General features: G+C 47.6%; 22 protein-coding genes. 16 read left to right on the top strand and 6 right to left on the bottom strand.

Going from position 1 to position 24,265, the window contains the following annotated elements; all coding sequences use genetic code 11:
- Nucleotides 1–125: 125 nt before the first annotated feature.
- Nucleotides 126–866 (bottom strand): hypothetical protein, encoded by a 741-nt coding sequence (locus tag K0504_RS01295; protein ID WP_220102330.1) that lies wholly within the window; start codon nucleotides 864–866, stop codon nucleotides 126–128.
- A 240-nt stretch (nucleotides 867–1,106) separates the two neighbouring features.
- Between K0504_RS01295 and K0504_RS01290 the strand changes: the two genes are divergently transcribed.
- Together K0504_RS01290 and K0504_RS01285 are read left to right on the top strand one after the other, a co-directional pair.
- Nucleotides 1,107–1,571 carry a Fur family transcriptional regulator gene (locus tag K0504_RS01290; protein ID WP_220102329.1) on the top strand — a complete coding sequence of 155 codons (465 nt, stop codon included), beginning with the start codon at nucleotides 1,107–1,109 and terminating at the stop codon, nucleotides 1,569–1,571.
- A 14-nt stretch (nucleotides 1,572–1,585) separates the two neighbouring features.
- Nucleotides 1,586–1,870 (top strand): helix-turn-helix domain-containing protein, encoded by a 285-nt coding sequence (locus K0504_RS01285; protein WP_225917889.1) that lies wholly within the window; start codon nucleotides 1,586–1,588, stop codon nucleotides 1,868–1,870.
- Nucleotides 1,871–1,932: 62 nt separating this feature from the next.
- Here K0504_RS01285 and K0504_RS01280 read toward each other — a convergent pair whose 3' ends face one another.
- The gene (locus K0504_RS01280) at nucleotides 1,933–3,960 is read right to left on the bottom strand and encodes a cache domain-containing protein (RefSeq protein WP_220102327.1); all 2,028 of its coding nucleotides are present in this window, start codon (nucleotides 3,958–3,960) and stop codon (nucleotides 1,933–1,935) included.
- Between the two features lie 454 nt (nucleotides 3,961–4,414).
- On the opposite strand from K0504_RS01280, the gene K0504_RS01275 reads away from it, so the two are divergent.
- Together K0504_RS01275 and K0504_RS01270 are read left to right on the top strand one after the other, a co-directional pair.
- Nucleotides 4,415–5,464 (top strand): efflux RND transporter periplasmic adaptor subunit, encoded by a 1,050-nt coding sequence (locus K0504_RS01275; protein ID WP_220102326.1) that lies wholly within the window; start codon nucleotides 4,415–4,417, stop codon nucleotides 5,462–5,464.
- A 17-nt stretch (nucleotides 5,465–5,481) separates the two neighbouring features.
- On the top strand, nucleotides 5,482–8,568 hold the full coding sequence (locus tag K0504_RS01270) for an efflux RND transporter permease subunit (RefSeq protein WP_264082951.1): 3,087 nt from the start codon (nucleotides 5,482–5,484) through the stop codon (nucleotides 8,566–8,568).
- Nucleotides 8,569–8,696: 128 nt separating this feature from the next.
- Here K0504_RS01270 and K0504_RS01265 read toward each other — a convergent pair whose 3' ends face one another.
- From K0504_RS01265 to K0504_RS01255, 3 genes are all read right to left on the bottom strand, one after another.
- Nucleotides 8,697–8,951, bottom strand: a complete 255-nt coding sequence (locus K0504_RS01265) for a hypothetical protein (protein WP_220102324.1) — start codon at nucleotides 8,949–8,951, stop codon at nucleotides 8,697–8,699.
- Nucleotides 8,952–8,978: 27 nt separating this feature from the next.
- Complete coding sequence (locus K0504_RS01260; RefSeq protein ID WP_220102323.1) at nucleotides 8,979–9,182, bottom strand: hypothetical protein; 204 nt, start codon at nucleotides 9,180–9,182, stop codon at nucleotides 8,979–8,981.
- A 137-nt stretch (nucleotides 9,183–9,319) separates the two neighbouring features.
- Nucleotides 9,320–10,201, bottom strand: coding sequence for a LysR substrate-binding domain-containing protein (locus tag K0504_RS01255; RefSeq protein ID WP_220102322.1), 882 nt, complete (start codon nucleotides 10,199–10,201; stop codon nucleotides 9,320–9,322).
- 153 nt (nucleotides 10,202–10,354) lie between these two features.
- Here K0504_RS01255 and maoP point away from each other — a divergent pair, with 153 nt between their 5' ends.
- From maoP to K0504_RS01200, 11 genes are all read left to right on the top strand, one after another.
- Entirely contained in the window at nucleotides 10,355–10,696 is a 342-nt protein-coding gene (maoP, locus tag K0504_RS01250) for a DUF413 domain-containing protein (protein WP_220102321.1), read from the top strand.
- A gap of 23 nt (nucleotides 10,697–10,719) precedes the next feature.
- Nucleotides 10,720–11,625 (top strand): 30S ribosomal protein S6--L-glutamate ligase, encoded by a 906-nt coding sequence (gene rimK, locus K0504_RS01245; protein ID WP_220102320.1) that lies wholly within the window; start codon nucleotides 10,720–10,722, stop codon nucleotides 11,623–11,625.
- Nucleotides 11,625–12,635 (top strand): succinylglutamate desuccinylase/aspartoacylase family protein, encoded by a 1,011-nt coding sequence (locus K0504_RS01240; protein WP_220102319.1) that lies wholly within the window; start codon nucleotides 11,625–11,627, stop codon nucleotides 12,633–12,635. Before rimK ends, K0504_RS01240 begins: the two co-directional genes overlap by 1 nt.
- A gap of 12 nt (nucleotides 12,636–12,647) precedes the next feature.
- Nucleotides 12,648–13,076: an ATP-dependent zinc protease family protein gene (locus K0504_RS01235; protein WP_220102318.1), complete on the top strand. Its 429-nt coding sequence runs from the start codon at nucleotides 12,648–12,650 to the stop codon at nucleotides 13,074–13,076.
- A gap of 11 nt (nucleotides 13,077–13,087) precedes the next feature.
- A complete protein-coding gene (locus K0504_RS01230; protein ID WP_220102317.1) occupies nucleotides 13,088–14,449 on the top strand; it encodes a magnesium transporter in 1,362 nt (453 codons plus the stop codon).
- Nucleotides 14,450–14,590: 141 nt separating this feature from the next.
- Nucleotides 14,591–15,403, top strand: a complete 813-nt coding sequence (locus K0504_RS01225) for a mechanosensitive ion channel family protein (protein ID WP_220102316.1) — start codon at nucleotides 14,591–14,593, stop codon at nucleotides 15,401–15,403.
- Nucleotides 15,404–15,455: 52 nt separating this feature from the next.
- Entirely contained in the window at nucleotides 15,456–16,409 is a 954-nt protein-coding gene (locus K0504_RS01220; protein ID WP_220102315.1) for a magnesium transporter CorA family protein, read from the top strand.
- Between the two features lie 274 nt (nucleotides 16,410–16,683).
- Nucleotides 16,684–16,929 (top strand): YfhL family 4Fe-4S dicluster ferredoxin, encoded by a 246-nt coding sequence (locus K0504_RS01215; RefSeq protein WP_220102314.1) that lies wholly within the window; start codon nucleotides 16,684–16,686, stop codon nucleotides 16,927–16,929.
- Nucleotides 16,930–17,015: 86 nt separating this feature from the next.
- Complete coding sequence (gene crcB, locus K0504_RS01210; protein ID WP_220102313.1) at nucleotides 17,016–17,399, top strand: fluoride efflux transporter CrcB; 384 nt, start codon at nucleotides 17,016–17,018, stop codon at nucleotides 17,397–17,399.
- Between the two features lie 496 nt (nucleotides 17,400–17,895).
- A complete protein-coding gene (locus K0504_RS01205; RefSeq protein ID WP_220102312.1) occupies nucleotides 17,896–18,570 on the top strand; it encodes a DUF3313 family protein in 675 nt (224 codons plus the stop codon).
- Between the two features lie 16 nt (nucleotides 18,571–18,586).
- The gene (locus K0504_RS01200) at nucleotides 18,587–19,246 is read left to right on the top strand and encodes a hypothetical protein (RefSeq protein WP_220102311.1); all 660 of its coding nucleotides are present in this window, start codon (nucleotides 18,587–18,589) and stop codon (nucleotides 19,244–19,246) included.
- 53 nt (nucleotides 19,247–19,299) lie between these two features.
- Here the strand turns inward: K0504_RS01200 and K0504_RS01195 are convergent, their stop codons facing one another.
- A complete protein-coding gene (locus K0504_RS01195; protein WP_220102310.1) occupies nucleotides 19,300–20,988 on the bottom strand; it encodes an NAD-dependent malic enzyme in 1,689 nt (562 codons plus the stop codon).
- Nucleotides 20,989–21,520: 532 nt separating this feature from the next.
- Between K0504_RS01195 and K0504_RS01190 the strand changes: the two genes are divergently transcribed.
- Nucleotides 21,521–24,172, top strand: a complete 2,652-nt coding sequence (locus tag K0504_RS01190) for a TonB-dependent receptor (RefSeq protein WP_220102309.1) — start codon at nucleotides 21,521–21,523, stop codon at nucleotides 24,170–24,172.
- Nucleotides 24,173–24,265: the final 93 nt, after the last annotated feature.

The following is a 24,265-nucleotide window of genomic DNA, read 5'->3' as shown; positions in this document are numbered from 1 at the left end:
AGTGTGGCCAAGCCACGCCATTCCCCCCGGAAGCGCAGCATCAGCAAGCGATAAAATTACGCCTGCTCCGTGCCGCTTTCAAGACATTCCTTGATACAAATCACAATTTGTCTGCCAATCTAAGCTTACGCATGAGAGGCGCCAGTAGATTGCTTTTTCGATTCGGGCGATATCTCGACCACTTTCATACCCGGCAATTTTTTCAATGCGCCTAAAATTAGACTGCTCACCAAACCAATCAGAAAATAAATGCCGACATAGTCGTCCGAGATCAGAATCACGCCAATGGCCATTTCAATCGCCGAGGCAATGAAAGCCGCAATAATGAAAATGGCAAAGGTCCAGTAAGCCACAAAGCCTGCCGTTCGTGCTTTCGATGGCGGGCGCTTTTGCAAATGCTCTATACCCCAAAACCCAATCACCACCACGATGCAGATAAAGACGTAGCCAAACACGGTATCGAAAATATCTTCGCTGGAACCACCCGCAGTTTGGATGTCATTGATTTCTGAGAAGGTCACTAACCCCATCAACAACATAAAAGGAATGGCCACAAACTTTTGCTTATTGTTGAATTGATGGGTGCTTTTGGGGCCAAGCTGAGCCAGCGTTTCCGCTTCAATTTGCTTCAAAAGCGCATCATCTAGCCCAGACTCACGCTTTTGCTGCGCCAACTCGATTTTGAGCTTTTCCACTTCCAGCCGAGTTTTGATATCGACTGCTCGGTGCCCTTTGCTCTGATTCAACCCTAGCCCCTCAATGAGGCGGCGACCATAAAGCAGTAAATAGTAAAAAAGTAACAGCAAGCCACTACCGGCATTGGCTTTAAAAGTATCAATTAAACTATTTATTTCAGCCACTTCCATGCTATCAGCCCTAGAATGAGCACCGATACGAGCGAACATCACCGATGAAGTTACGTTGACATAAGATCAAAGTTTAGCCGCCTTTTGGGTTCGCCATTGACTTTCACCAAGACAAGCATCGATACAACCGGTAAATCCCAACACATTGGTCAAGGTGGTTATATGCGAAAATCGGCCGGCCAGATAGGAGCCATCCATGAGCTGTGATAGAGTTTCTTCGTCCACCAACCAGATAGACCAATGACGATGAATGTTGAACGCGGTTTAGCAAGCGCGAAGCAGAAATGCCACGACACAGGAGTTCGATTTACCGAAAAGCGCGAGGCTCTGCTCAAACTGCTGCTGTCAGCATCAACGCCCTTGTCGGCCTATGAATTGGTGGATGTTTACAACAAAACGAATGAGCACTCCATACAAGCCATGTCTGTGTATCGGATTTTAGATTTGTTCGTTGAAATGGATCTGGTGCACAAACTATCTTCGTCCAATAAGTATGTAACCTGCGCCCACCTAACCTGCGATCACCACCATCACGAGCAATTCTTTCTGGTGTGTAAATCCTGCGGTACTAGCCGCGAAATCAGTATGAGCAGCCCACTCATCACGCAAATCGAGAAATCAGCCAAGGAAGCCGGCTTTACCTTGCTCCAATCCCAGTTCGAGTTAAATGGCTTGTGCGGCGAATGTCAGAATAAGTCAGCTTAAAGCCGAGGATGTCCATGTCAGTTAGCCGCACCAAAACCAGCTTTTATCGACGTTTACTGGTAGCCCACTTAATCGAACAAGGCATCAATACGGTTCCTAAACTGGAAGCCGAGCTAGGACTACCGCGACGCACTGCGCAAGACACCATTAGTGCAATGGCCGACCTAGATATTGAGTGTGAATTTGTTGGTGCCACCAAAGACGGTTACTACCGTATCAATGACTGGGGAGCCGTGAACAAGCAGTGGGTAACACAACAGTTAGCGCACATTCGGCAAGTATTGGGCTATTCAAGCTAACGGTTATCGCGGCATTCGCTAAACCTAAACCAGCCGAATCTGGCAACTTTGATGGTGAAAAACTAAAACGGCAAAAAGATTAAACAGACAACATCGTTGGTATAATCGCTCGTCGTTTTGTATTCGCGATAACCAGAAGAAGCACTAATCCCAACGACATATGAACGGCCATTAAACGTCATCAATTCAGCTAAGCTCTGGCCATTTTCAATCGATAAAACCTGACTCGCTTCTAGTGGAATAATAGTACCAACCGTTGCTAGCGATTCGTTTGTTGACGAAATCACTCGACCATCTCTGGACACAAAGACGCCAAAACACCCCTCAACCACACTACCCCGTTCATTCCTAGGGAGCGTGTCAGTTAGCATGTCCTTAAATTGGGGTTCGCTATCAAACACGATTCCGATCCCCCCTAAAACGCGTTCAGAGTTGTTTAAGTCCGTGATTGAAGCGTTATAAATATAAGTAGGCTTATCATTGTAATAGGGCGAGGAGACGAAGTTAGACACCGAATATTGTTGCGAATCTTTAATCTTAAGGGCCTGAGCCGCACCACTTGAATCATCAACATGTTGGCCAATAAGTTGACGTTCATTGGGGTTAGATACAGATAGAATCTCGCCATTTTTATCATATAGATACAAATTGGTATAAACCGTATACAACTCATTGATGTAGACAAGCGTCGCGGTCAATTCACTTTGTTCGTCAGCAGACAGAGAATCCTTTGCCAATAATTTTCTAAACCCTGTTGTTAAAGCCCACCAACGGCAATCATTGGCCCGCTCATATAAATTTCGATCCATGATATCCACAGCGAGCCGAGCAATAAATTGCATACTTTGTAGTTGTGATGAAAGGACCGTGTTTCGCAAGCGAAGTATAGATTCGCCAAAAATCGCAGCCGTGTTGTCGCCGATTTTCTTTATCTCTTCAAGTACAGGCACAAATTCAGCTGCATCTTCTCGTGCTGCGGTAATAATGCCGTTTAGAACGATTAATTTGAGATCTTCATTTACATCTCGAGAGTTAAAATAGATTTGCTTTAGTGTGCTTGAAAAGAGAGAAGATTGAGTCAAATTGGTGAGTGCATTGCCGTTATGTTTCACTTCATCTTCGCTGATGCCCGAAGGAAATGTTTCGTTAACGGGTAGCATGCTACGCCCGTACCAGTTTAAGCCATGAAAACCCTGGTAGCCTTTCGTTTTAGCTGAGATCGTAATGTAAGAATTATGATTAAAATTGATGATTTCAGGTGTGAGGCTAGGCTCCATCCGGCTTAAATCTGCGGTGCACGAGTGATTAGATGCCTGTATCTCGCCATGCTGATCAACTAGCATCAAGTAGCTGCTGTTGTCTGAATTCAGATCCTCAAAAATCCCTTTCATTTCATCTTCAAACTTAAAGAACAAACATAAAACGCCGATAACTTTTGAATTTGGCTGATTGCTTGTGGTGATTTTGCACGCGTAAATGAGTGAATTTTTCTCTGCCGGTTTCATATCCGTATGGCGATAAACTTCGAGGTAGTCGGCAGAGCTATTAATGGCGTCGTTGATTAACGGGTCATGAGTTTGAACGATAGGGTTTGATGTATCTAACTGAACTTTTACGTCGCCTTTTGTATCAGTGATAATGATGTCGTGATAGACCGAATATTTTTTAACGTACTCAACGAGCCGCTCTCTCAAGTTTTCGATGTCTAGATGAGAAGCATCTGCAAGCTGAAGAAAGTTTCGAATATCGGAATCAGTGGCTAAGAAACCAACATCCGCCGTTCTTTCAAATAGATTCCGGATTAATATGTCTATGGCAACTTGGGCCCTCGATCCTGAATCGAGTACCTTTTTTTTAACTTCTTCGGTCAACAAATTTTCTATCAAGTGCTGTTGTAAGTCACCTAACTTCTCTTTTGTCGCATTCATATCCGAGAAAATCATTGTGTCTATGTTGTAACTATTTATTTTTCCGATCAGAGAAATTTTGCCCCACCAGCTATTTAGGTGGTCTAATTGATTTTTACAGTTTGTAACCGACGGCATTGAGTCCATAAGCTGGCGTTGGTTTTGATTGACGAAAGCCTCCATTTAATCTCCAGAGCAGTTTTTAAGCTTATAAATTCCTTACACATCATACATACGACGCTAAAACGTGACATGTGTCAACAAATAGATCTCATTGAAAAATAGACATTTTTGTTACTACATTAGCCATTGTAGTTTCGTGCCCTGCGTAACGCCCTTCACAGGTTCACATATTGAAACGGCATGGTTGAGCGGGATTAATATCTAAGCGCTCGGCCCCGTTAATTTTGGCGCCCAATTGAGCCAACAAATTGGCAGCTGCCAGACGGGCAACCCGCAATGTTTGCTCACCAGCAAGAACGCAACCAAGCCGCTACATTCATCGCTCAAACCACAACAAAATCGATCCATAAAACTACAAATTGCCGGACGATTTTTAACCATCTCGTCTGCTAAAATTGGCGTCCATACTATTATTTCTCTCGGTTTAACTTGGTTGTTAAGAAGGTAACGTTCGATGCGATTAACTGCAGTAGTGGTTGGCTTAACGGTGGCAGTAACAGCAAGCTGGTTGGCTTTATCTAGCGATCCTGCAGAAGCATCTCTTGTGCAAACCAACAATGCCGTTAGTGTTCGAGTCCAAACCTTAGATAAAGCATCGATTGCGGAGCGTATTCCACTACAAGGCACCGTGTTTTCCCATCATGCGGTAGACATCACGCCAGAGGTCGATGGCCGAATCACGGCCATTAACATTGAGTCAGGGCAACAGGTTCGCCAAGGCCAATTGTTAATTCAGCTTGATAATCGTCACCAGCAAGCCAGCGTCAATCGGGAGCTTGCCAAGTTGCAAGATGACCGTCGTCATCAGAAGCAAATCAACCAATTATTTAAGCAACAAGCGGTATCCGAAACAGAAGTAGATCGAGCCAACGCTCAAGTTGCTATCCAGCAAGCAGAATTAGATTTGGCCAAAGCGTCGTTGGCGGATCGAGCCATTCGAGCCCCCTTCGCCGGCACGGTCGGCTTGGTCGATCTCAGTTTGGGTCAGTTGGTCAACAGCGACTCGGTCCTCACCACGCTGGATGACACCAGCGAGCTTAAGCTCAATGCTTCGGTACCGGCAAAATATCAACATCGAATTCGTGTTGGCAGTCGCTTGATGCTCAGCAGCAATAAACTGCATGGTCAATCGATAGTCGCCACGCTGGCTTATATGGATACGCGCGTCAGCGAAACTACCTTGAACTTGCGCCTGCAATTGGTCATCAACAATGATGATGGCCACATGCTGCCCGGCTCATTCCTCACTGGGGATTTGCCATTAGCTGACGAAGCGGTTTTGAGCATGCCGCTGCAGGCCGTTGCCTATGAAGGCCATCAGCGTTTTGCCTATCGCCTCGATGGCGACAGGGTCCAGAAAGTAGAAATTGAGCTGGGTGCTCGCAACGCCGATGAAGTGGAAGTCATCGACGGTCTTCAGCCAGGAGATGAAATCGTGACTGAAGGTTTGGTCAAATTGAACGATGGCATGCGAGTACAGGTTATCGAGCAAACCAATTCATGAGGCTATCGGATTTAGCCATGTTTCGCCCGGTACTGGCCATTGTGGTCAGTGCCTTGTTCGTTGTGTTTGGTTTGGTCTCGCTGACATTACTGCCTGTGCGAGAAATGCCGAATATCGATCACCCCGTTATTTCTGTTGGCACAGCGTACCGCGGCGCCGCCTCCAACATTGTAGAAAGTCAAATAACCAACCCGATTGAAGATCAACTTAGCGGCATTGATGGCATTGATTACATTTGGTCATCCTCTTGGGACGGTTGGTCCGGCGTAACCATTACCTTTAAGCAAGGGCATAACATGCTCGAGGCGCTCAGCGATGTGCGCGATGCAGTTAACCGTGCCCGTAATGAATTGCCCGACGACGTTGATGAGCCTGTAATCCGCAAAGATGATGGCGATAACGCCCCCATCATGTGGCTCAATTTAGTTGGCTCGCAAATGGATCGGGTCGACATGAGTGACTTTGCGGAGCGGGTGCTCGTTGAGCGCTTAAGTCTGTTACCCGGCGTTAGCGCCGTCAATACATCAGGCGTTGTTGAGCGGGTCATGTACGTCGAAATCGACCCAACTCAGTTGGCCGCTCGCGGCTTGACCACACAAGATATTATTGCGGTTCTGCAGCAAGAAAATATTCAATTGCCAGCCGGTTATATTCGTAACGACAGCCTCAACCGAGTCGTCCGCGTAGATCGCCAATATCAGTCACAACAAGACTTTGAAAGCATCCAACTGACCAGCGGTGTCGATGGCTCAGTTTATTTACGCGACGTTGCCAACATCTATGTGGGCGCCAAAAATGACACCACCACATTCAGAGCCGATGGTGTCGACAGCTACGGCATTGGCATTGTGCCAATGTCGCAAGCAAACCCACTCGATGTCGCCGACGAAGTCAGACGGCAACTGCCATACCTACAACAATTTTTGCCCGAAGGGGCTGAGCTGTACATCGACTACGACAGCACGCAATTCATTCGCGCGGCAATCGATGAGGTTTACTACACCCTCGGTTACGTTGCGATATTCGTGCTACTCGTGCTGTATTTATTCCTTGGCCGCGTAGGCTCCACCTTGATTCCTGCGGTAACCGTACCGATCTCCCTCATCGCATCACTGACCGTGGCCTACTTAGCAGGATTCTCCATCAATTTGGTGACGTTAATGGCCATGGTATTGGCGATTGGCTTGGTGGTGGATGACGCGGTTGTTGTAACCGAGAACATTGCTCGTCATCGTGCCAATGGCGAATCTCCACTTGTCGCAGCTTTCAAAGGTGCACGTGAGCTCAATTTTGCGGTGATCGCCACCACCGTCGTACTGGTTATGGTCTTTCTTCCGCTACTGTTCATGGATGGCCAGATGGGGCGAATGTTTACCGAATTTGCGGTGTTGCTCTCTGCGGCCATTGTGGTGTCATCTATTGTTGCTTTGACGCTCGCTCCGGTCATGGGCGGCGCTTTGTTTAAACAGGCACAAACTCGTCAAAATGCGTTTCAATCCAGTGTTGAGAAAGGATTAGAAAAGCTTCGCATAGGCTATGTTGGACTCCTCAAAAAACTACTCCATCGCAGCAGCTTAGCGCTTGCCATTATTGCCGTAGCCCTAGTTGGCTTAGTTGTTAGCTACCAGGCGCAAAAGAAGGCATTTGCCCCGAAAGAAGACCGCGGCACCGTTAATGTTTACGTCGGCGGCGTTGAGGCAACGAGCTATGAGCGCATGCTAACGAGCATGGCCGCCATCGAAGAACGCTTAACGCCGTTGCGTGACAATGGTCCAATTCGCTCACTCAATTATTCTGCCCCAGCATTTGGCTCGTGGGCCGATCACCAAGGTTTTTTCATCATTCAGTTGGAAGACTGGCAAGACCGTGATGAAAGTGCCTACGATGTGGTGGAAATGATTCGGCAGGCCACGCTGGATGTGCCCGATGTAAAAGTGATCCCTTACGTACCGGGGTTTGGCGGCAGCATGGGCGAGCCGGTGCAGTTTGTGGTGCAAGGTGAAGATTACTATCAACTCTGGCAGCTGGCGCGAAAACTCGCGGACAAAGCTTCTGCTAGCGGTTTAATGGAAGGTGTTGAGTTAGATTACAACCCGACCACGCCAGAACTGATCCTCACTGTTGATTTACCCGCAGCTCGCCAGCTCGGCGTGTCGGTTGAGGCTATTGCTTCAACCCTTGAGGTGCTGTTAGGCGGACGTAACCAAACGCGATTTGAAGAACGCGGCGATGAGTACGACGTCTATCTCAAAGCAGACGAAAATCAGTTCATGTCGGAAACTGATCTGGCCAAGATTTATGTACCAAGCGAATCGGGCGAACTGATTTCTCTCGATACCGTGGTCACGGCCAAAGAGCAGGCATCAGCACGTGGTCTGTTTCATTATCAGCGTAAAAAGTCCATTAACATCAAGGCCAACCTAACAGCCGAAGCCACCCTTGGAGAAGCGTTGGATTTTTTCACTGCCGAAGCACAACAAATACTGCCTTCCGGCTACACCTTCGACTATGCCGGTGAATCAAAGGAATACTTCGATAGTCAGCGAGACGTGACACTGTTATTTGGGCTGGCATTGCTCATTTGTTATTTGATTTTGGCGGCGCAGTTTGAAAGCTTTGTTAGCCCGAGCATCGTGATGATCACCGTACCGCTTGGTTTGTTGGGCGGCTTACTCGGCCTCTTATTAGCAGGGGAAACGTTCAACATCTATTCGCAGCTCGGCCTGCTAATGTTGATTGGCATGGTGACCAAAAACGGCATTCTCATCGTCGAATTTGCCAATCAACTTCGCGATCAGGGCCATTCTATTTCCGATGCGACACTAACCGCGGCAGGTTATCGTCTTCGGCCGATATTAATGACCGCCTGCACCACCTTGCTGGGCGCTCTTCCTATGCTACTGGCGTCTGGTGCAGGGGCAGAAAATCGATTTTCCATCGGCGTAGTGATCGTTGGCGGCATGCTGTTATCCACGGTTATCACGTTAGTAGTGATCCCGTGTTTATATAATTTGCTCGGCCGCTTTAGTCGCTCTCCTCAAGCTCGCCAACATAAACTGGAAAACGCTTTAGCAAACATCGATAACTCCAAATCGAGCTTATAAAATTCTCAGCACAAGTTGCCGATCACTCAAAATGAGTTCGCTTTAGGGCTGCATGCGTTGGTGTTTTTATTGGCATCGTTTGGCCTAATTATGAGGCCAAACGACCGTCGTGAGCCACGCATGAGAGGTTATTCATCACCCTTCTTGAGTGCTAAGGCATCGGTTGCATCCGCTGGATTTTCAAGGGTATACCCCATGTCTTCCAAATCCTGTTGAACACATTTTTCAACGTAGGCTTTGACCTCTGTGGCTGGTATGCCATCGTCTTTTGCCCATTCATTACAGAGCTCAACCGTTTCCTCGTAAACATCTTTAGGAGCCGGACCCGCTGCCAGTGCAGCAACACTCAATAATGCTGTCATAACGAATAGTGTATGTTTCATGCTGTATTTACCTTTGCCATCACGCTGTTAATCGTAAAAGTCTTCGGTTTCTTGCTGTAACCACTTTTGTTCTTGCAGTTGGTAGAGTCGGTCTCGAACATCTTGCTTCTTACGAAAGGCGAGCTTTCTTTTAGCTTTTTCACGTCGACTTAAAGAGGCTTCATCTTCACTTAGCGCATCGAGATCGACCGTTTCCGAATACTCGTCATCTGAATCAAATTCGCGCAACATCACTTGCTCCTATCAGCTTGATTCCGAGTTACTTTTCTAAACTGAAATCGTAACTTTGGAAAACAAAACTAATTTATCGGCAAGGTAAAAATTATTTGTGGAGCAGGCTAGAAATAGACAATGGTGGCAGGGGTTAATTAACTCTCGCCCGCTTGCTTAATGACAAAGGCAGCTTCAGGCTCGGTTTGAGTCAGAAGCTTCTCTAAATTTTGAATGGCCTCTAAACTCGGTGAATTCTTACGGTAGCTCAGGTAAATCGGTCGCAGCCAGCTATCATCTTCGGACAGTAAATAGAGCTGTTGAGAATCTAGAAATGGCTCAACCATCGCACGCGGCAAATAGGCCGCCCCGCCTTTTTGCAACATAAAATCCAATGCGATTCTGCCGTTCGACGTCCTTAAAACCGGCGGCGGAATATCATGATGGCGCTCGGTATGCTCATTGGCATAGCGTGTTCCCCAGTCAACGTAAATGTAGTTTTTTGCCGTTGCTTCTAAGCGACTTTGCTGCTTGGAGCTGACCAAGACCAACTCCGGCTGGGCAATAACGGTGGAATGGATTTCCTCGGTTTTGAGGGGGTCAAAGGTCACCCCAAGATCAAGGGTGCGCTCAAGCAGCGAACGAATAATTTGTTCTCGGCTTAAGGTTTCAACACTAAAGGCGTACCCGGCAAATGTTTCGCTAATAATGCCGAACGCATTATGGAGAAAAGCATCCCAGCTATTGGGTGTACCTGCGAGTACCAGTTGCACGGCTTGCTCTTGGGTTATTGCAAGAGCCGATTTGGACTGAACAATGGTTTGTACGATTTGTTCTGCATAAGGCAACAAACGTTCGCCAGCACTGGTCAGTTTGATGGCATTCCTATCGCGATTGAAAAGGCTGACGCTGTAAAACGATTCTAATTGCTTAATACGTGCACTAGCCGCCGCTTGAGTGATGTAGAGGTTGTTGGCCGCCCTGCCAAAATGGCGTTCTTTCGCAATTTCCAAAAACGTTTGGAAGACTTTCACATCCATCTGAATCCCCTACCTGTTCGCTGCCGCAGATTAACAAACAAAATTTGTAGTTACGACAAAAATTATTCGTTTCAATTTTGCTGATAACGCGACTATTTTCCGCGCACATTTTGTTGCAACAACAACCAACGTGGCCGCCATGGAGAACAGGAAATGAATACGCAAATCCGCTTAGGAACAACCCGGTTTTACGATTCACAGAAATTTGCCAGAGGATTCCAAAAGTCGGGTGATTTTACCGTCAAAGAATCTGACTTACTGACAGTGTACGGCGCAACACTCTCTCAACTTGAGCGTGGGGAATTACAGCCTGAAAGCGACGCAGAGTCGCAATTTTTAGCGGTACTTCGTGGCGAGCAAGCAGCACAAACCGAATTGGAAAAAGTGTGGCTCAAATATGTTGGACTTGCGCGAAACAAAAGACGCTTTCACGCAGTCACCAGCTACCGCCGCAACCACGATGGCGATACCCGTCAATTAGCAGAACAAACTTAGAACATTAGAATTGAGATAAACGAATGAAAATTGCCATCCTTTCAAGAAACGAATCGCTTTACTCAACCCGTCGGCTAAAAGAAGCCGGGGAAGCACGCGGCCACCAAGTTGATATCATCGATACGCTCCATTGCTACATGGACATTACCAGTAGCAATCCCAAAGTGCGCTATATGGGTAAAGATCTGCCTGTGTATGACGCAGTGCTGCCACGAATCGGCTCGTCGATTACGTTTTACGGTACAGCGGTCGTGCGCCAGTTTGAAATGATGGGAACCTTCTGTGTTAACGAGTCCGTGGCGATTAGCCGCTCTCGTGACAAGTTGCGCTCATTGCAGCTGCTGTCTCGCAAAGGGATCGGTTTGCCACGCACTGGCTTTGCAAGCAAACCCGACAAAATTCAAGATTTGATCCGCAACGTTGGCGGTGCTCCTTGTGTCATCAAATTGCTCGAAGGCACGCAAGGCATCGGTGTGGTTTTGGCCGAAACCAATAAAGCTGCAGAGAGCGTGATTGAAGCGTTTATGGGGTTAAAGGCGAACATCTTAGTTCAAGAGTTCATTGAAGAAGCGAAAGGCTCTGATCTTCGGTGTTTTGTCGTTGGCGATAAGGTTGTTGCAGCCATGAAACGCCAAGCCCCAGAAGGCGAATTTCGCTCCAATTTGCACCGTGGCGGCGAAGCCAAGTTGATTCGTTTAACCAAAGACGAGCGAGCCACGGCGTTAAAAGCTGCGAAAGCGATGGGCCTCAATGTTTGCGGGGTAGATATATTGCAGTCCAAAAACGGCCCTGTCGTGATGGAGGTAAATTCATCGCCAGGTTTGGAAGGCATCGAGCTCGCGACCAATAAAGATGTTGCTGGTTTGATCTATGAATTTATTGAAAAAAATGCAAAACCAAATCGTAACAGAACGCGTGGAACAGGCTAATGAACCTACGTATTGGCAGTCACGACATTGCGCCCGGCCAAACGCTTCAACTGAAGTTACCGGTCGCCAAGCTTTATACCGATACGGATGTATCAATACCTGTGTATGTCAGGCGAGCCAAAAAAGCAGGGCCGACGGTCTTTGTTAGCGCTGCGATTCATGGTGACGAGCTAAACGGTATTGAAATCATTCGTCGGTTAATGCACGAGCAAAAATTTAGGCTGCTCAATGGCAGCCTGATTTTAGTGCCCATGGTGAATGTTTACGGCGTTCTTAACCAAAGCCGCTACATGCCTGACAGACGAGATTTGAATCGATGCTTTCCCGGCTCACAAAAAGGCTCGTTGGCGGCGCGCGTGGCAAATACGTTTTTACGCGAAATCGTAGCCCATTGTGACTACGGTATTGATCTGCACACCGGTGCGATTCATCGCTCGAACTTGCCGCAAATTCGCGCCAATTTGGCCGACGAAGAAACACTTCGCATCGCTCAAAAATTTGGTGTGCCAGTACTGATCAATGCCGATTTACGTGATGGTTCGTTACGTGAAGCTGCGGTAGAAAACGGTACTCGAATCCTGCTCTATGAGGCAGGCCAAGCGTTGCGGTTTGATGAGTTATCTATTCGAGCTGGTGTGCGCGGTATTCTCAACGTGTTGGCTGAGTTAGAGATGGTTCGCCATCGCAAACACAAAAACGTGGAGCCGTTTATTGCCAACAAAAGTGAGTGGATTCGCTCCTCTGCGAGTGGCCTGCTGCACGAATGCGTCAAGCTCGGAGCCAATGTAGAAAAAGGTCAGGTATTGGCACAAGTACACAGCCCAATGGGCACCAGCTTGGGTCAAATCGAGGCGAGCCGTGCCGGTATCGTCATCGGCAAACAAAACATTCCGCTGGCGCAAGAAGGTGATGCCATCTATCACATCGCCTACTTTGATGAAGAGCCAGAAGAAATTGTTGAGCACATTGAAAAGCTGCAAGATGTGGTTATGCCCATATCAATGCAATGAGGATGACAGCACATGAAAAAAATGGTGATTGGGAGCCTAGAGCTTTGTGCATTGCCCGAGCTGGGCATTACTGATTTACAAATTAGAGTCGATACCGGAGCAAAAACCTCATCCTTGCATGTCGATAATTTAAAGCAAATGACAAAGGCGGGGCGTCCTTATGTCAGCTTTGATTTGCATCCGGATATCTACAATTTAGAGCAAGTGGTTCAGTGCCAAGCACCTCTCTATGATTCGAGGCGCATCAAGTCGTCAAATGGTGGTGCGGAAGTTCGCTGTGTGATTCGCACCTTAATTCGCATGGGCGAGCAACAATGGCCCATTGAAGTAACGCTAAGTAATCGCGAAGACATGAGCTACCTGATGTTGCTAGGCCGAGAAGGAATGGGCGACCGAGTGTTGGTCGATCCATCACAATCATTTTTAATTGAATCTCCTTAAGGGGCTGATTTATGTCCGGTGAGCCAACGCATTACGCCGACGCTGGTAGCTCGAACTTACTTGCTGTCACGCTGCAACAGTTAAAGCTAGAAGCCACGGATGACGCGCTCGACTTGAGTTATTTGTCAGGCGCGCCACATGAGGATTTAGCAAACCTGATCGAGTCAGTCGCCGACAGCTACCGGCCTCAGATTTGGGCGGCTATTGAGCAAGCGTCATGGTGGGCTGTTTTGCACTTGTTGCAAACGGCAACAGCGCAGCACTTGCTGACTCACCTAACCGCTGAGCAGCAGCGTCGTTTGGCTCACGATATGTCTGAGTCAGACCTAATTTTCTTTGCTGATATATTGCCGTCGCATGTTGTCGATGAGTTTTTAGATCGACAGGAGCCTGAGCTTAGTGAACAACTACAAACCGCATTAACGTACGAAGAAGAGCAAGTCGGCCGTTATGTCGACAGCCGGGTGCTGATTATTCGGTCATCCTCAAGCCTCAAGCGCATTCAAGAAAAACTTCAACAGCAGCCTGAGGCACAGGCGATTTGTCTCATCGCCCGCGATGGTAACTTCGTGGGTATGTGTGACTGGCACGGTTTATACAATACCGATCCCGTTACCAAAGCTTATAAAATCGCAGAGCAAATGGCGCCTTTAGATCACGAGCAAAAGTTGCTAGATGCGGCTCAGGGTGTCAGTGGGCTGCCAGTTGGCGGCTGGCTACCCGTGGTAAAAGACAACAAGGTCATCGGCGTGATTGCCATAGAGAACTTGTTCCTGCGGCTGAAAGAGAAAAGCTTAGAGAATTTCGTTTCAGAAGCAGCTTCGGAAGAAGAAGATCTATTTACTCCGATTAAACAAGCCGCCCAAATCCGAGCTTTTTGGTTATTGGCTAACCTATTGACTGCATTTATGGCCTCAGCCGTCATCGGCATGTTTGAGAAAACCCTGCAACAAGTCGTTTCGCTAGCCATTTTAATGCCCATCGTCGCAAGCATGGGCGGAATCGCCGGTAGCCAAACCTTAGCGGTGGCATTGCGGGGCTTGGCGTTGAACCACTTGCACCCAAGTAATATTCGTATGCTGCTCGGAAAGGAACTTAAAGTGGCGGCAATCAATGGCGCAGTGTTGGGCAGCCTGATTGGTATTATCGTGTGGCAATGGTTCGATTCTGCAGGGTTAGGTTGCATTATCACTATCGCTATTTTCATCAACGGCCTTGCTGCTGCGGCGTCTGGAACCCTGATCCCATTTGTATTGAAGATTGTAAAAGTTGACCCGGCTGTAGCCGGAGCCGTCATTCTGACGACCGTAACCGACATTGTCGGATTTATTTTATTCCTCGGTTTAGGCTCATTACTTTGGAGTCTAAGCTGATAGGTTGGTGGCCAAACGAATGAGGCCACCAATCAAATTGACCCAAGCTATCTTTGTATCCGCCTCACGAAAAGGGAGCCTGTGAATGTTATCGGCAGTGAAACCTCACCCTAAGCTATTGCCACAATAAGGATCGCACTAGTGACCGAGCCACTTGTAAAAATCGCGCTCAGCATTGCTCTTTTAATCGGCGCCTATTTGCTCCGAAAAGTCACATTTAGCTACTTTCTGCAAGGTATTGAACCCAACGAGCAACAGCACAGAGCCAGCAGCATCAGAAATGTCAGCTCACTGATAATGGTTGTACTTATTGGGTTTATTTGGCTATCTGAACTACAGAATGTCGCGTTATCTCTCGCCGCCTTCATGGTGGCAATTGTCGTGGCAACAAAAGAGTTTTTACAGTGCTTGTTGGGGTTCTTTGTTTGGAGCATCAACCGCCAATTTCGCATCGGCGACTGGGTTGATATCAATGGTATGGCAGGCCAAGTTGTTGATGTCGACTGGGTCAAAACAACGGTACAAGAAGTGAATTTGTCTGGTGATTACAGCTATACCGGCAAAACGCTATATATCCCTAACAATACATTGCTGTTGTACCCGGCTAAAAATCTAAATTTCATGCGGCGCTATGTGATGCACAGCTTCAGTGTTGTCCGTGAAGCCAATATCAACATCGAGCCAATTATCGAGCCGCTGCAAGCCGAGTTGAATCAATTGGTGGAGCCGTTTCGAGAAACGGCAAGCCGGTATTCAGGGTTCCTGCATCAACGCATGGATATTGAAGCAACACAGGTTGCGCCTTCTATTGCGTTGAGTACCACGGAGCTTGGCAAAAACAAGCTGACGATCACCATGTTTTGCCCAACCGAACAGGTTGCCGAATTACAGCAACGGGCAACGCGTACGTTTCTTCGTTTGTGGCATGAAATTCAACCTGATGAATCAGTTTGATTACCCTTTTAGACCAGCACACCACGCATAAGAGGCTTTGGTTATGATACGAGTGGCGTATTTTGCAAATCATCAGCTCACCGTCGGGGGAGTCGAATTAGTCGAGCCGTGGCGTGCACAAAATGGATTTATCTGGATCGATTTAGTTCAAGAGCCGAAAGAACAGGAGCGTGCTTTATTGCATGAACTGGGCTGCCACGCGCTAGCAATTGAAGATGCACAGCGAGACAGAAGGCCGCCAAAGGTTGAAAGCTTCGAGGAATTGAGTTTTGTGTTGTATCGAGGCTTTAGTAAAACGGAGGAGCTCCTCGATGTAAAAACGATGGCGCTCGCTGCCTTTGTTGGCGATCGCATTCTGATCACCCGAAGAACCGAGCCATCATTTGGTGTTGAAGCCATGTGGCAAGATGAAAAGCTCAATCACTATGTTCAATCACCTGCACTACTGCTCAGCAAAATCATGAATGCGTCTGCGATTCGATACACGGAATCTATTCTGGAAGCAGAAGATGAAATTAGTGATTTGGAAGATGCGATGTTAACTCGTTCTAACGATGAGTTGATGCACCGACTCATTCTTCTTAAGTCGCACCTTCGAAAACTGCACCGAATCAAGTCTTACCACGCAAAGATGGTACGCCAAATATTAACTGGCGATGTGAATCATTTCGCGATTGATGATGCAGAAATAAAGCACAGCTTTCGCGATGTATTCGATAAGTTTGAGCGTCTAGAAAGTTTAACAGCCATGTATTACGACCTATGCGGCGACTTGATTGAAGGTTATATCTCACTGAGCTCGCACCAGCTGAACAAGACCATGCAATTGCTAACCGTGGTCTCCGCAATCTTCGTTCCGCTAACATTTATTGCCGGTATTTACGGGATGAATTTCGAGCACATTCCCGAGCTATCGTTTAAATACGGCTACTTTATTTTGTGGGGCTTTATGTTGCTTGTCGCTTCCGGCCTGCTGGTGCTGTTTAGACGTAAACGTTGGCTTTAAATACTCGTCAGCGGAGTTGAGCGTCTCAAAGCTAAGCAGCTTCTAACCACCTAACAATGATCCGGCTATCGTTGTTTAGGGGGATCGGCATTTGCCAGTTTCGCTTTGGCGCATGTAGTCCTGACGGCAGCCGCCCGTTTGTATAGCCTCATTGCCTTGTCGCCAACGCCGTAACAGCTAAAGTTAAAGAATAGCGCCTTAAAATCTGCGATAATCCGCCGCACATTTTTCTGCCACAACCTCTCTAACTGAAGAAGCAAGATAACTAACTGAAATGGCTCTAATTATCCTCGACAGCTGCATTAACTGCGACATGTGTGAACCTGAATGTCCAAACCAAGCGATCGCTTTGGGCGAGGAGATTTACGAGATCGATCCGGATCGCTGTACCGAGTGTGTCGGCCATTACGACAAGCCAACTTGCGAGTCGGTTTGCCCGATTGATTGCATTGAAGTTGATGCTGAGCATGTTGAAACAGAAGATCAGCTGCTTGCAAAATTTGTAAAATTACACGGCTGATTCAAACACTTAATGCTTCTGACTGGTAAACCTCCAGCTTCCCCCATACACTAAGCACCATTGATTCCAACAACGTACAACTCACCATGGGTTATTTTTCAACGCTCGGGTTTATCGCCATGGGTGGCGCTATTGGCGCTTGCCTCCGTTTTTTGATTTCGGATTTATGCCTGCAGTTGTTCGGCAAAGGTTTCCCTTATGGCACCCTGACCGTCAATATCCTCGGTTCATTTTGCATGGGCGCGATGTTCATTCTATTAGAGCAATCACAGATCCCTGGCAGCCCTTGGCGGGCATTGATTTCCGTTGGCTTGTTGGGCGCCCTCACCACTTTTTCAACCTTCTCAATGGACAACTTAGCCTTACTCCATCAAGGCGCATTGATGAAGATGGCTGCCAACATGGTATTGAATGTTGGGGTTTGTTTTGGCGCGGTTGCCGCCGGTTATTACCTATTTCAAAAAGGTTAACGGCGCATAGGCTCAGCCACCGACGTGTCGTCATAAGATATTGACTGCTGGGTTACCATTGGCGTCACGCAACTCGCGATAAACCAGCACTGACCATATGACGATGTAATCAATCCGTTACCAGAACAACAAGGTAAATGGGCCATCGCTTTTGTGTTCATGGGTGAGCACCATCAATGGTTTCGCCTTCTTCCCACCCATTGCAGGTTGATCGAGCACAACAACATCAACGTATTAATCATCAATCTATCGCCCCTCGCCAATCACTAACGATGCGTACCTAGCTCAAAATTTTTGTATTTTTGACATGCAGTTATAACTTAAAAAGCGTATTTTAAAGTCGATCGGTTTGACGCTTCTGCAGTAGGCTTAAAGCCTTTGGCTGACGCGGATTAATAACGGAAACAATGCAGCGTACCTATTATTCAGATTACATTCAGTTGCCCTCGCGATAATCGCCGTTAACTATGCCGCAACGAATAATGAGGATTTGCAAATGGCCAGAAATCTCGCATCGCTCGTCATGATAGTGACCAGCCTAAGCTTGTCCCTAGGCCACACCACTCTGTACGCCGCCGATCAAGAACCTCAAACAAGCTACGATCACTTGGTCAAAGTTGAATCAAAAAAAGTTAAAGAACTGTACCTCAAACAAGGTGAAACCTTTGCTGACTACGACCGCATGTTGTTAGCAGTCGCTGATGTCGCTTTTCGCAAAAATGCCTACCGCTCGCAATTTGCTAGCCGTAACCAAATGGAAAAAGGCATCGCCAAAGCCAGTGATAAATTGCAGGTGCTATTCGATGACACGTTTCGCGAAGTGATCAACGAAAAAGGCGACTTCAAATTTACCAATCAGCGTAGCGAGAGCACTCTGTTGGTGGTGCCTAAATTAATCAACGTTTACCTCACAACGCTGGATGAAGCCAGCAGTACCAGCAGCATGAAAACCTATGCCGAAAGCGCCGGTGAAATGACCTTGGTATTAGAGTTGTATGACTCGGTCAGTGGCGAAATACTCGCACGTATCGTCGATCACAAACAAGCAACTGATTGGGGCAAGATGGTTCGTCAATCATCGACTGAAACCCGTCATCAATCACGCCGCATGGTCAAAGGCTGGGCCAGTGATCTTAACGATGGATTAATTGAATCAGCCCAACGTAACTAGTTGAAAGGACACTGCTATGACAAGACTTTTTGTAAAATCCATGGTGTTACTTGCGGCATTTGCAGCCGGCTTAACGAGTACCAGTTCAATAGCCGGTGACGGCCCCAAGCTCGATCACTTGAAAGAGGTGGCTTCCGAGCAAGTGACCCAACTCTACATCGAGGACGGGGTGGATTTATCACAATACGACAGTTTACTGCTGGCAGTGTCGGACGTTAAATTTCGTAAAAATGCCTATCGCAGCAAATTTGCGACGCTAGGCGATATGAAAGCCCAGCTCGAAAAGGTCAAAAGTAATATCCAGGTGATGTTTGATCATTCATTTCGAGACATCATCACCAAAAAAGGCCAGCTTAAGTTTGCCACCGAGCGCAGTGATACAACCCTCTTAGTTGTGCCAATGTTGAGTGAAGTCTTTTTAACCAATGTCGACGGAAAAAATGCCGCAGGCAATGCCGCCACCTATAGCGAGAGTGTGGGTACCGTCACGCTAGACTTGTATCTGGTTAACTCCCAGTCAGGTCGAGTCGTTGCTCGCTTTATTGATGAGCAAGAAGGTTGGGATTGGGATGAAAAAGTGCTTCAAACATCAATGGATAGCTACCATCAATTCATGCGAATTTTTGAAAAATGGGCTGTCTACGTTAATGACGATTTAATCGGTCACACACCTTAGCCGGTAAACCATATTAAAAAAGCCCCTATCATCGGGGCTTTTTAGTATCTGGGTTAGAATGACGTGCGTTTGTAATGGCGATACTCTGGCTGCCAGAACCAGTGTTCAATACTCTGCTGAAGCACTTCATCATCGGTTTGCACCGCAACATCATCCGCCATCGCAGCTTTACCCACCGCAAAGGCAATGCGACGACTCACCTGTTGAATTTCTTCCAACGGCGGCAGTAACGCGCCTTTGCCTTCTGCGGCTAACGGAGAACACTCGGCCAACGCTCGACTCGAAGCCATCAGCATATTGTCAGTCACCCGAGTTGCTTGTGATGCCAACACGCCCAAGCCAATACCTGGGAAAATGTAGCTGTTATTGCACTGGGCAATTTCAATGAGTTCGCCATCATAAGAAACCGGCGCAAATGGCGAACCGGTGGCGACTAACGCTTTGCCTTCAGTCCAGTTGATCACGTCCACAGGGCGCGCTTCAACTCGACTGGTTGGGTTAGACAATGGCATCACAATGGGTTGTTCACAGTTCTCGGCCATGGTTTTGATTACCTGCTCGGTAAACAAACCCGGCGCACCCGAAACACCAATCAACACGGTCGGTTTAGCATGCGTCACCACATCCAGTAGTGAAATCATGTTCATATCAACCGGCCATTGGCCTAAGTCTGATTTCGCTTGTACCAACACTTGCTGGAATGGCAGCAAATTAGCCATGTCGTCAGTTAATAGTCCCCAGCGGTCAACCATGTACACTTGCGCACGAGCATCTGCATCCGGCAGGCCTTCGGCCACCATTTGCGCAACAATCGCTTCGGCAATACCGCAACCTGCGGAGCCGGCACCAAGAAAACAAATGGTTTGATCTTTTAGTGCTCTGCCTGCTGCTTTACAAGCGGCAAGGAGCGAGCCAACGGTGACCGCAGCGGTGCCTTGAATGTCATCATTAAAACAGCAAATTTCATCTTTATAGCGTGACAACAATGGCATGGCATTGTTTTGGGCAAAATCTTCAAACTGCACCAAGGCCTCGGGCCAACGGATCTTCACCGCATCAATGAATTTATCAACGAACTCAGTGTACTCATCGCCACTAATACGCTCATGGCGCCAGCCCAAGTACATAGGATCATCAAGCCGCTGGCGATTATTAGTGCCAACATCCAGCACCACCGGCAAGGTATAAGCAGGGCTAATACCACCACAGGCGGTATACAACGATAACTTACCAATCGGGATGCCCATGCCGCCAATCCCTTGATCGCCAAGACCGAGGATACGCTCACCATCGGTCACCACAATCACTTTGACGTTATGGCGGGTGGCATTATTAAGAATGTCGTCAATTCGGTCGCGATCCGGATAGGAGATAAATAAACCCCGAGCGCGTCGGTAAATGCTGGAAAACATTTCACACGCATGGCCAACCGTTGGCGTGTAAATAATCGGCATCATTTCACTAATATGCGCATTCACTAACCGGTAGAACAGCGTTTCATTAGTATCTTGGATGTTGCGCAAGTAAATGTGTTTGTCGATATCGGATTCAAATGCAGCAAATTGCTGGTAGGCGCGCTTGGCTTGTTCTTCAATTGTTTCAATGGCCTGCGGCAGTAGACCTTCTAAATTAAAGGCGCGCCGCTCTTGCTGACTAAATGCACTGCCTTTATTTAGCAGTGAAGTTTCAAGTAATACGGGGCCTGCGTAGGGTAAATACAGTGGGCGTTTTTGATCATGCATAAGGATTCAGTTTGGTAAGAGGTGGCTAAGTCCATCATATTATGGCTCGAATTTCTGCAAGAGCTTTTTTATTGTGGCCTGCGCAAAGAAAACGTGATGACGCTCTTCGGCAAGTTGCTGGCAACATTAAACGCCTTGATGCTCCTTTACAAGCCCAACCGAAACAGATTTATTTGTGTTCCAGCTCACGTTAATAACTGCAAATAACGTGATCCACATCACGATTTAGGTTCATCGCAAGAACTTTTACATTTAACAAACCCGACAGCTGAATTAACTGACAACTGATCAGCCAGCACGTCATTTCCCCCGCCAATATCTTACCAATCAGCACAAACCGCTAAATGTAATAACCAGCCTGTTAGCAACAAACCACGCCTTAACAAAACTGAAATATTAGAAAAATTTTCCGCAGATTGCATTTAACAAGGTGCTTCAAGAGTATGCGGCAGCAACGCAACAAAACGATTGCGCTTAGCAGCTGGCAATAGCCTGCACTTACAAATGACAATAAATCTTTGGGATTGAGAAAATGCATAACTATTCAAAATTATCGCCGATAGCACTAGCCACCATGTGTGCGCTCAGTGTTCCAGCGATTGCGCCGACAGCGCTCGCAGAAGAAGCCCAAGTCACCGAAGACATTGAGCGCGTTGCGGTAACAGGCTCTCGCATCAAACGTACCGACATGGAAACAGCAAGCCCGCTTAGCATCATCAGCGCGGAAGATATTGAGCTTGGTAGTTTCACCTCGGTCGAGCAGATCTTGCAACAAAACGTAGCATCCAACGGTATGGCAACGGGTGCAGCAAGCAACAATGGCGGCAACGGTGCCGCACGCATTAACTTGCGCGGCTTAGGTGAGCAGCGCACCTTGGTGTTGGTTAATGGTCGCCGTATGGTGAATTCCGGCGTGGGTGCCGATTCGTCCGTTGACTTAAACACGATTCCAGTCGCGTCCATTGAACGCGTAGAAATTCTAAAAGACGGTGCATCAGCCATTTACGGCTCTGATGCTATCGCTGGTGTGGTTAACATCATCACCAAAAAAGATTTTGAAGGCGTCCAGTTGGTCACCGGTTATGCCGGTTCAGCCGAGGGCGATGCAAATACAGGCGAAGTGAGCCTTATTGCCGGCGGCACCACTGATCGCGGCAGCTTTATGTTTGGCATGAGCTACGTTGACCGTGGCGAAGCCATGCAACGCGATCGTGACTTTTCTAAGTGTCCCGATAACGCGTTTGACGATGACGGTGTTTGCCAAAGCGGTAGTTCGCGGATCCCTGGCGGCACAGTGAATGACGGTACCGGTTGGAAGCAGCTCGATGAAGACGGCAATTGGGTCGATCAGTACGAGTATTACAACTACGCCGAGCAGTCTTACCTGTACACGCCGCAAGAGCGGATCAGTGTATTTGCCAACGGTAGTTACGACATCCATTCGGATCTTACTGTGTTCATGGAAAGCATGTACACCAAACGTACTTCTACCCAGCAGATGGCAGCCGAGCCAATTTCAGGTTTGATCATTGATGAAGATGCTCCGGGCAACACGTTCGGTACCGACGTCGAATATCGTCGCCGCATGACCGAAGCCGGCCCCCGTATTTTTGACCAAACCACCGACACCATTCGCTTAGTAACGGGCTTGCAGGGTTCTGTTGATTTTGCTGGCGGACTGGATTGGGATTTGTCTTACGTCTATGGCCGCAACGATTCAACCGATCGCTCCAGCAACTACATCAACCTTAAAAAAGTAGGTGAAACGGTTGATCCGTCGATTTGTGAAAATGATCCGGACATCCCGTGTGGTGACTGGTTTGTGCCTGAAGGTGAGTTATCACAAGACGTGGTTGACTACGTTACGTATACCGACCAAGCCACCGGCGGCAACGAAATGAACGTCGTGAACTTCAATGTATCAGGTGAGGCATGGGAAATGCCTGCCGGTACCGTTGGATTTGCTTCCGGTGTTGAATATCGTCGCGAGAAAGGTTGGTACCAACCCGATGCCGTTACCGTAGCCGGTGAAGGCAGTGCGTCACAGCAAGATCCAACGTCGGGTCACTATGACACCACTCAGGTATACACCGAATTTGCCATTCCATTACTGGCTGACTTACCGTTTGTGGAAGATTTAACTGCCGAAGTTGCGGCCCGTTACTTCGACTACAGCACCTTCGGTGATGACATCACTTGGAAAGTGGGTCTTACCTGGCGAGTGAATCCTGAATTGATGTTCCGTGGTGTGGTTTCCACAGCATTCCGAGCTCCAACGGTTGATGAACTTTACGGTGGCCAAGTTAGCTCATTCGATTACCTTGCCGATCCATGTAGTGGCTACGGTGATTTAAGTGCCGATTCAGCAACGTATCAAAACTGTGATGCCGAAATTGGCGATACCAGCTACACCTATGGCGATTCACAAATCGAAAATACGTGGACAACCTCGGATAATTTAGAGCCAGAAGAAGCCGATACCTTTACCTTAGGTGTGGTGTACAACCCTGAATTCCTTGATGGATTCTCGGCAACTGTGGATTACTTCCAAACCGAAGTCACCAACACCATTAGCCGTATTGATACACAGGCGTACCTCAACAATTGTTACGCTGGCAATACTTCAGCCTGTGATGTTTTGGGTGTTGAACGTTCATCGTTCTCCGGTGAAATTGACTACATGGAGTCACCACTGACGAACGTCGGAAGCATGGATACTTCAGGTGTTGATATGAACCTGACCTACGCGTTTGAAGCTGCAGGTCTGGATTGGAGCACCACGTTAGATACCGCCTACTTAATCGAATACAAGCAAGATGGTATCGATTACACCGGCAAGATCAGCGGTCTAAACGGCGGCTGGGCAGAGTGGAAAAACAATTTAACGTTGAAGGTTGGTGGTGAAGATTGGGATGCGTCATGGCGCTACCGTTACATTCACGGTATGACTGATGACTACTATCAAGAAGCCTATGGCCTAACAACAGAAGTAGGTTCCGTGTCTTATAACGATGTATCAGGTCGCTATCACATCAACGATACGTGGTCTGTTTCAGCCGGTGTCGACAACGTGTTCGACAAAGCACCGCCGTACCTATACTCGTACAGCGATGCCAACACGGTACCAGAAGTCTATGACGTTATGGGTCGTTACTACCACGCTAAAATAACAGCGCGCTTCTAACTCAGTTAGCGCCACAAAAAACAAAAAGGCCAGTCATGATGATATGACTGGCCTTTTTATTGGCTAACGTCGCTATTTGACTCTTTGGCTATT

Source organism: Neiella holothuriorum, from assembly GCF_019457915.1.
Classification (GTDB): Bacteria; Pseudomonadota; Gammaproteobacteria; order Enterobacterales; family Neiellaceae; genus Neiella; species Neiella holothuriorum.
This window is presented reverse-complemented; position numbering and strand designations above follow the sequence as displayed.

Coding starts and splice junctions, on each gene's coding strand:
- K0504_RS01295 (WP_220102330.1), bottom strand. CDS start 866: ATGGAAGTGGCTGAAATAAATAGTTTAATTGATACTTTTAAAGCCAAT.
- K0504_RS01290 (WP_220102329.1), top strand. CDS start 1,107: ATGACGATGAATGTTGAACGCGGTTTAGCAAGCGCGAAGCAGAAATGC.
- K0504_RS01285 (WP_225917889.1), top strand. CDS start 1,586: ATGTCAGTTAGCCGCACCAAAACCAGCTTTTATCGACGTTTACTGGTA.
- K0504_RS01280 (WP_220102327.1), bottom strand. CDS start 3,960: ATGGAGGCTTTCGTCAATCAAAACCAACGCCAGCTTATGGACTCAATG.
- K0504_RS01275 (WP_220102326.1), top strand. CDS start 4,415: ATGCGATTAACTGCAGTAGTGGTTGGCTTAACGGTGGCAGTAACAGCA.
- K0504_RS01270 (WP_264082951.1), top strand. CDS start 5,482: ATGTTTCGCCCGGTACTGGCCATTGTGGTCAGTGCCTTGTTCGTTGTG.
- K0504_RS01265 (WP_220102324.1), bottom strand. CDS start 8,951: ATGAAACATACACTATTCGTTATGACAGCATTATTGAGTGTTGCTGCA.
- K0504_RS01260 (WP_220102323.1), bottom strand. CDS start 9,182: ATGTTGCGCGAATTTGATTCAGATGACGAGTATTCGGAAACGGTCGAT.
- K0504_RS01255 (WP_220102322.1), bottom strand. CDS start 10,201: ATGGATGTGAAAGTCTTCCAAACGTTTTTGGAAATTGCGAAAGAACGC.
- maoP (WP_220102321.1), top strand. CDS start 10,355: ATGAATACGCAAATCCGCTTAGGAACAACCCGGTTTTACGATTCACAG.
- rimK (WP_220102320.1), top strand. CDS start 10,720: ATGAAAATTGCCATCCTTTCAAGAAACGAATCGCTTTACTCAACCCGT.
- K0504_RS01240 (WP_220102319.1), top strand. CDS start 11,625: ATGAACCTACGTATTGGCAGTCACGACATTGCGCCCGGCCAAACGCTT.
- K0504_RS01235 (WP_220102318.1), top strand. CDS start 12,648: ATGAAAAAAATGGTGATTGGGAGCCTAGAGCTTTGTGCATTGCCCGAG.
- K0504_RS01230 (WP_220102317.1), top strand. CDS start 13,088: ATGTCCGGTGAGCCAACGCATTACGCCGACGCTGGTAGCTCGAACTTA.
- K0504_RS01215 (WP_220102314.1), top strand. CDS start 16,684: ATGGCTCTAATTATCCTCGACAGCTGCATTAACTGCGACATGTGTGAA.
- crcB (WP_220102313.1), top strand. CDS start 17,016: ATGGGTTATTTTTCAACGCTCGGGTTTATCGCCATGGGTGGCGCTATT.
- K0504_RS01205 (WP_220102312.1), top strand. CDS start 17,896: ATGGCCAGAAATCTCGCATCGCTCGTCATGATAGTGACCAGCCTAAGC.
- K0504_RS01200 (WP_220102311.1), top strand. CDS start 18,587: ATGACAAGACTTTTTGTAAAATCCATGGTGTTACTTGCGGCATTTGCA.
- K0504_RS01195 (WP_220102310.1), bottom strand. CDS start 20,988: ATGCATGATCAAAAACGCCCACTGTATTTACCCTACGCAGGCCCCGTA.
- K0504_RS01190 (WP_220102309.1), top strand. CDS start 21,521: ATGCATAACTATTCAAAATTATCGCCGATAGCACTAGCCACCATGTGT.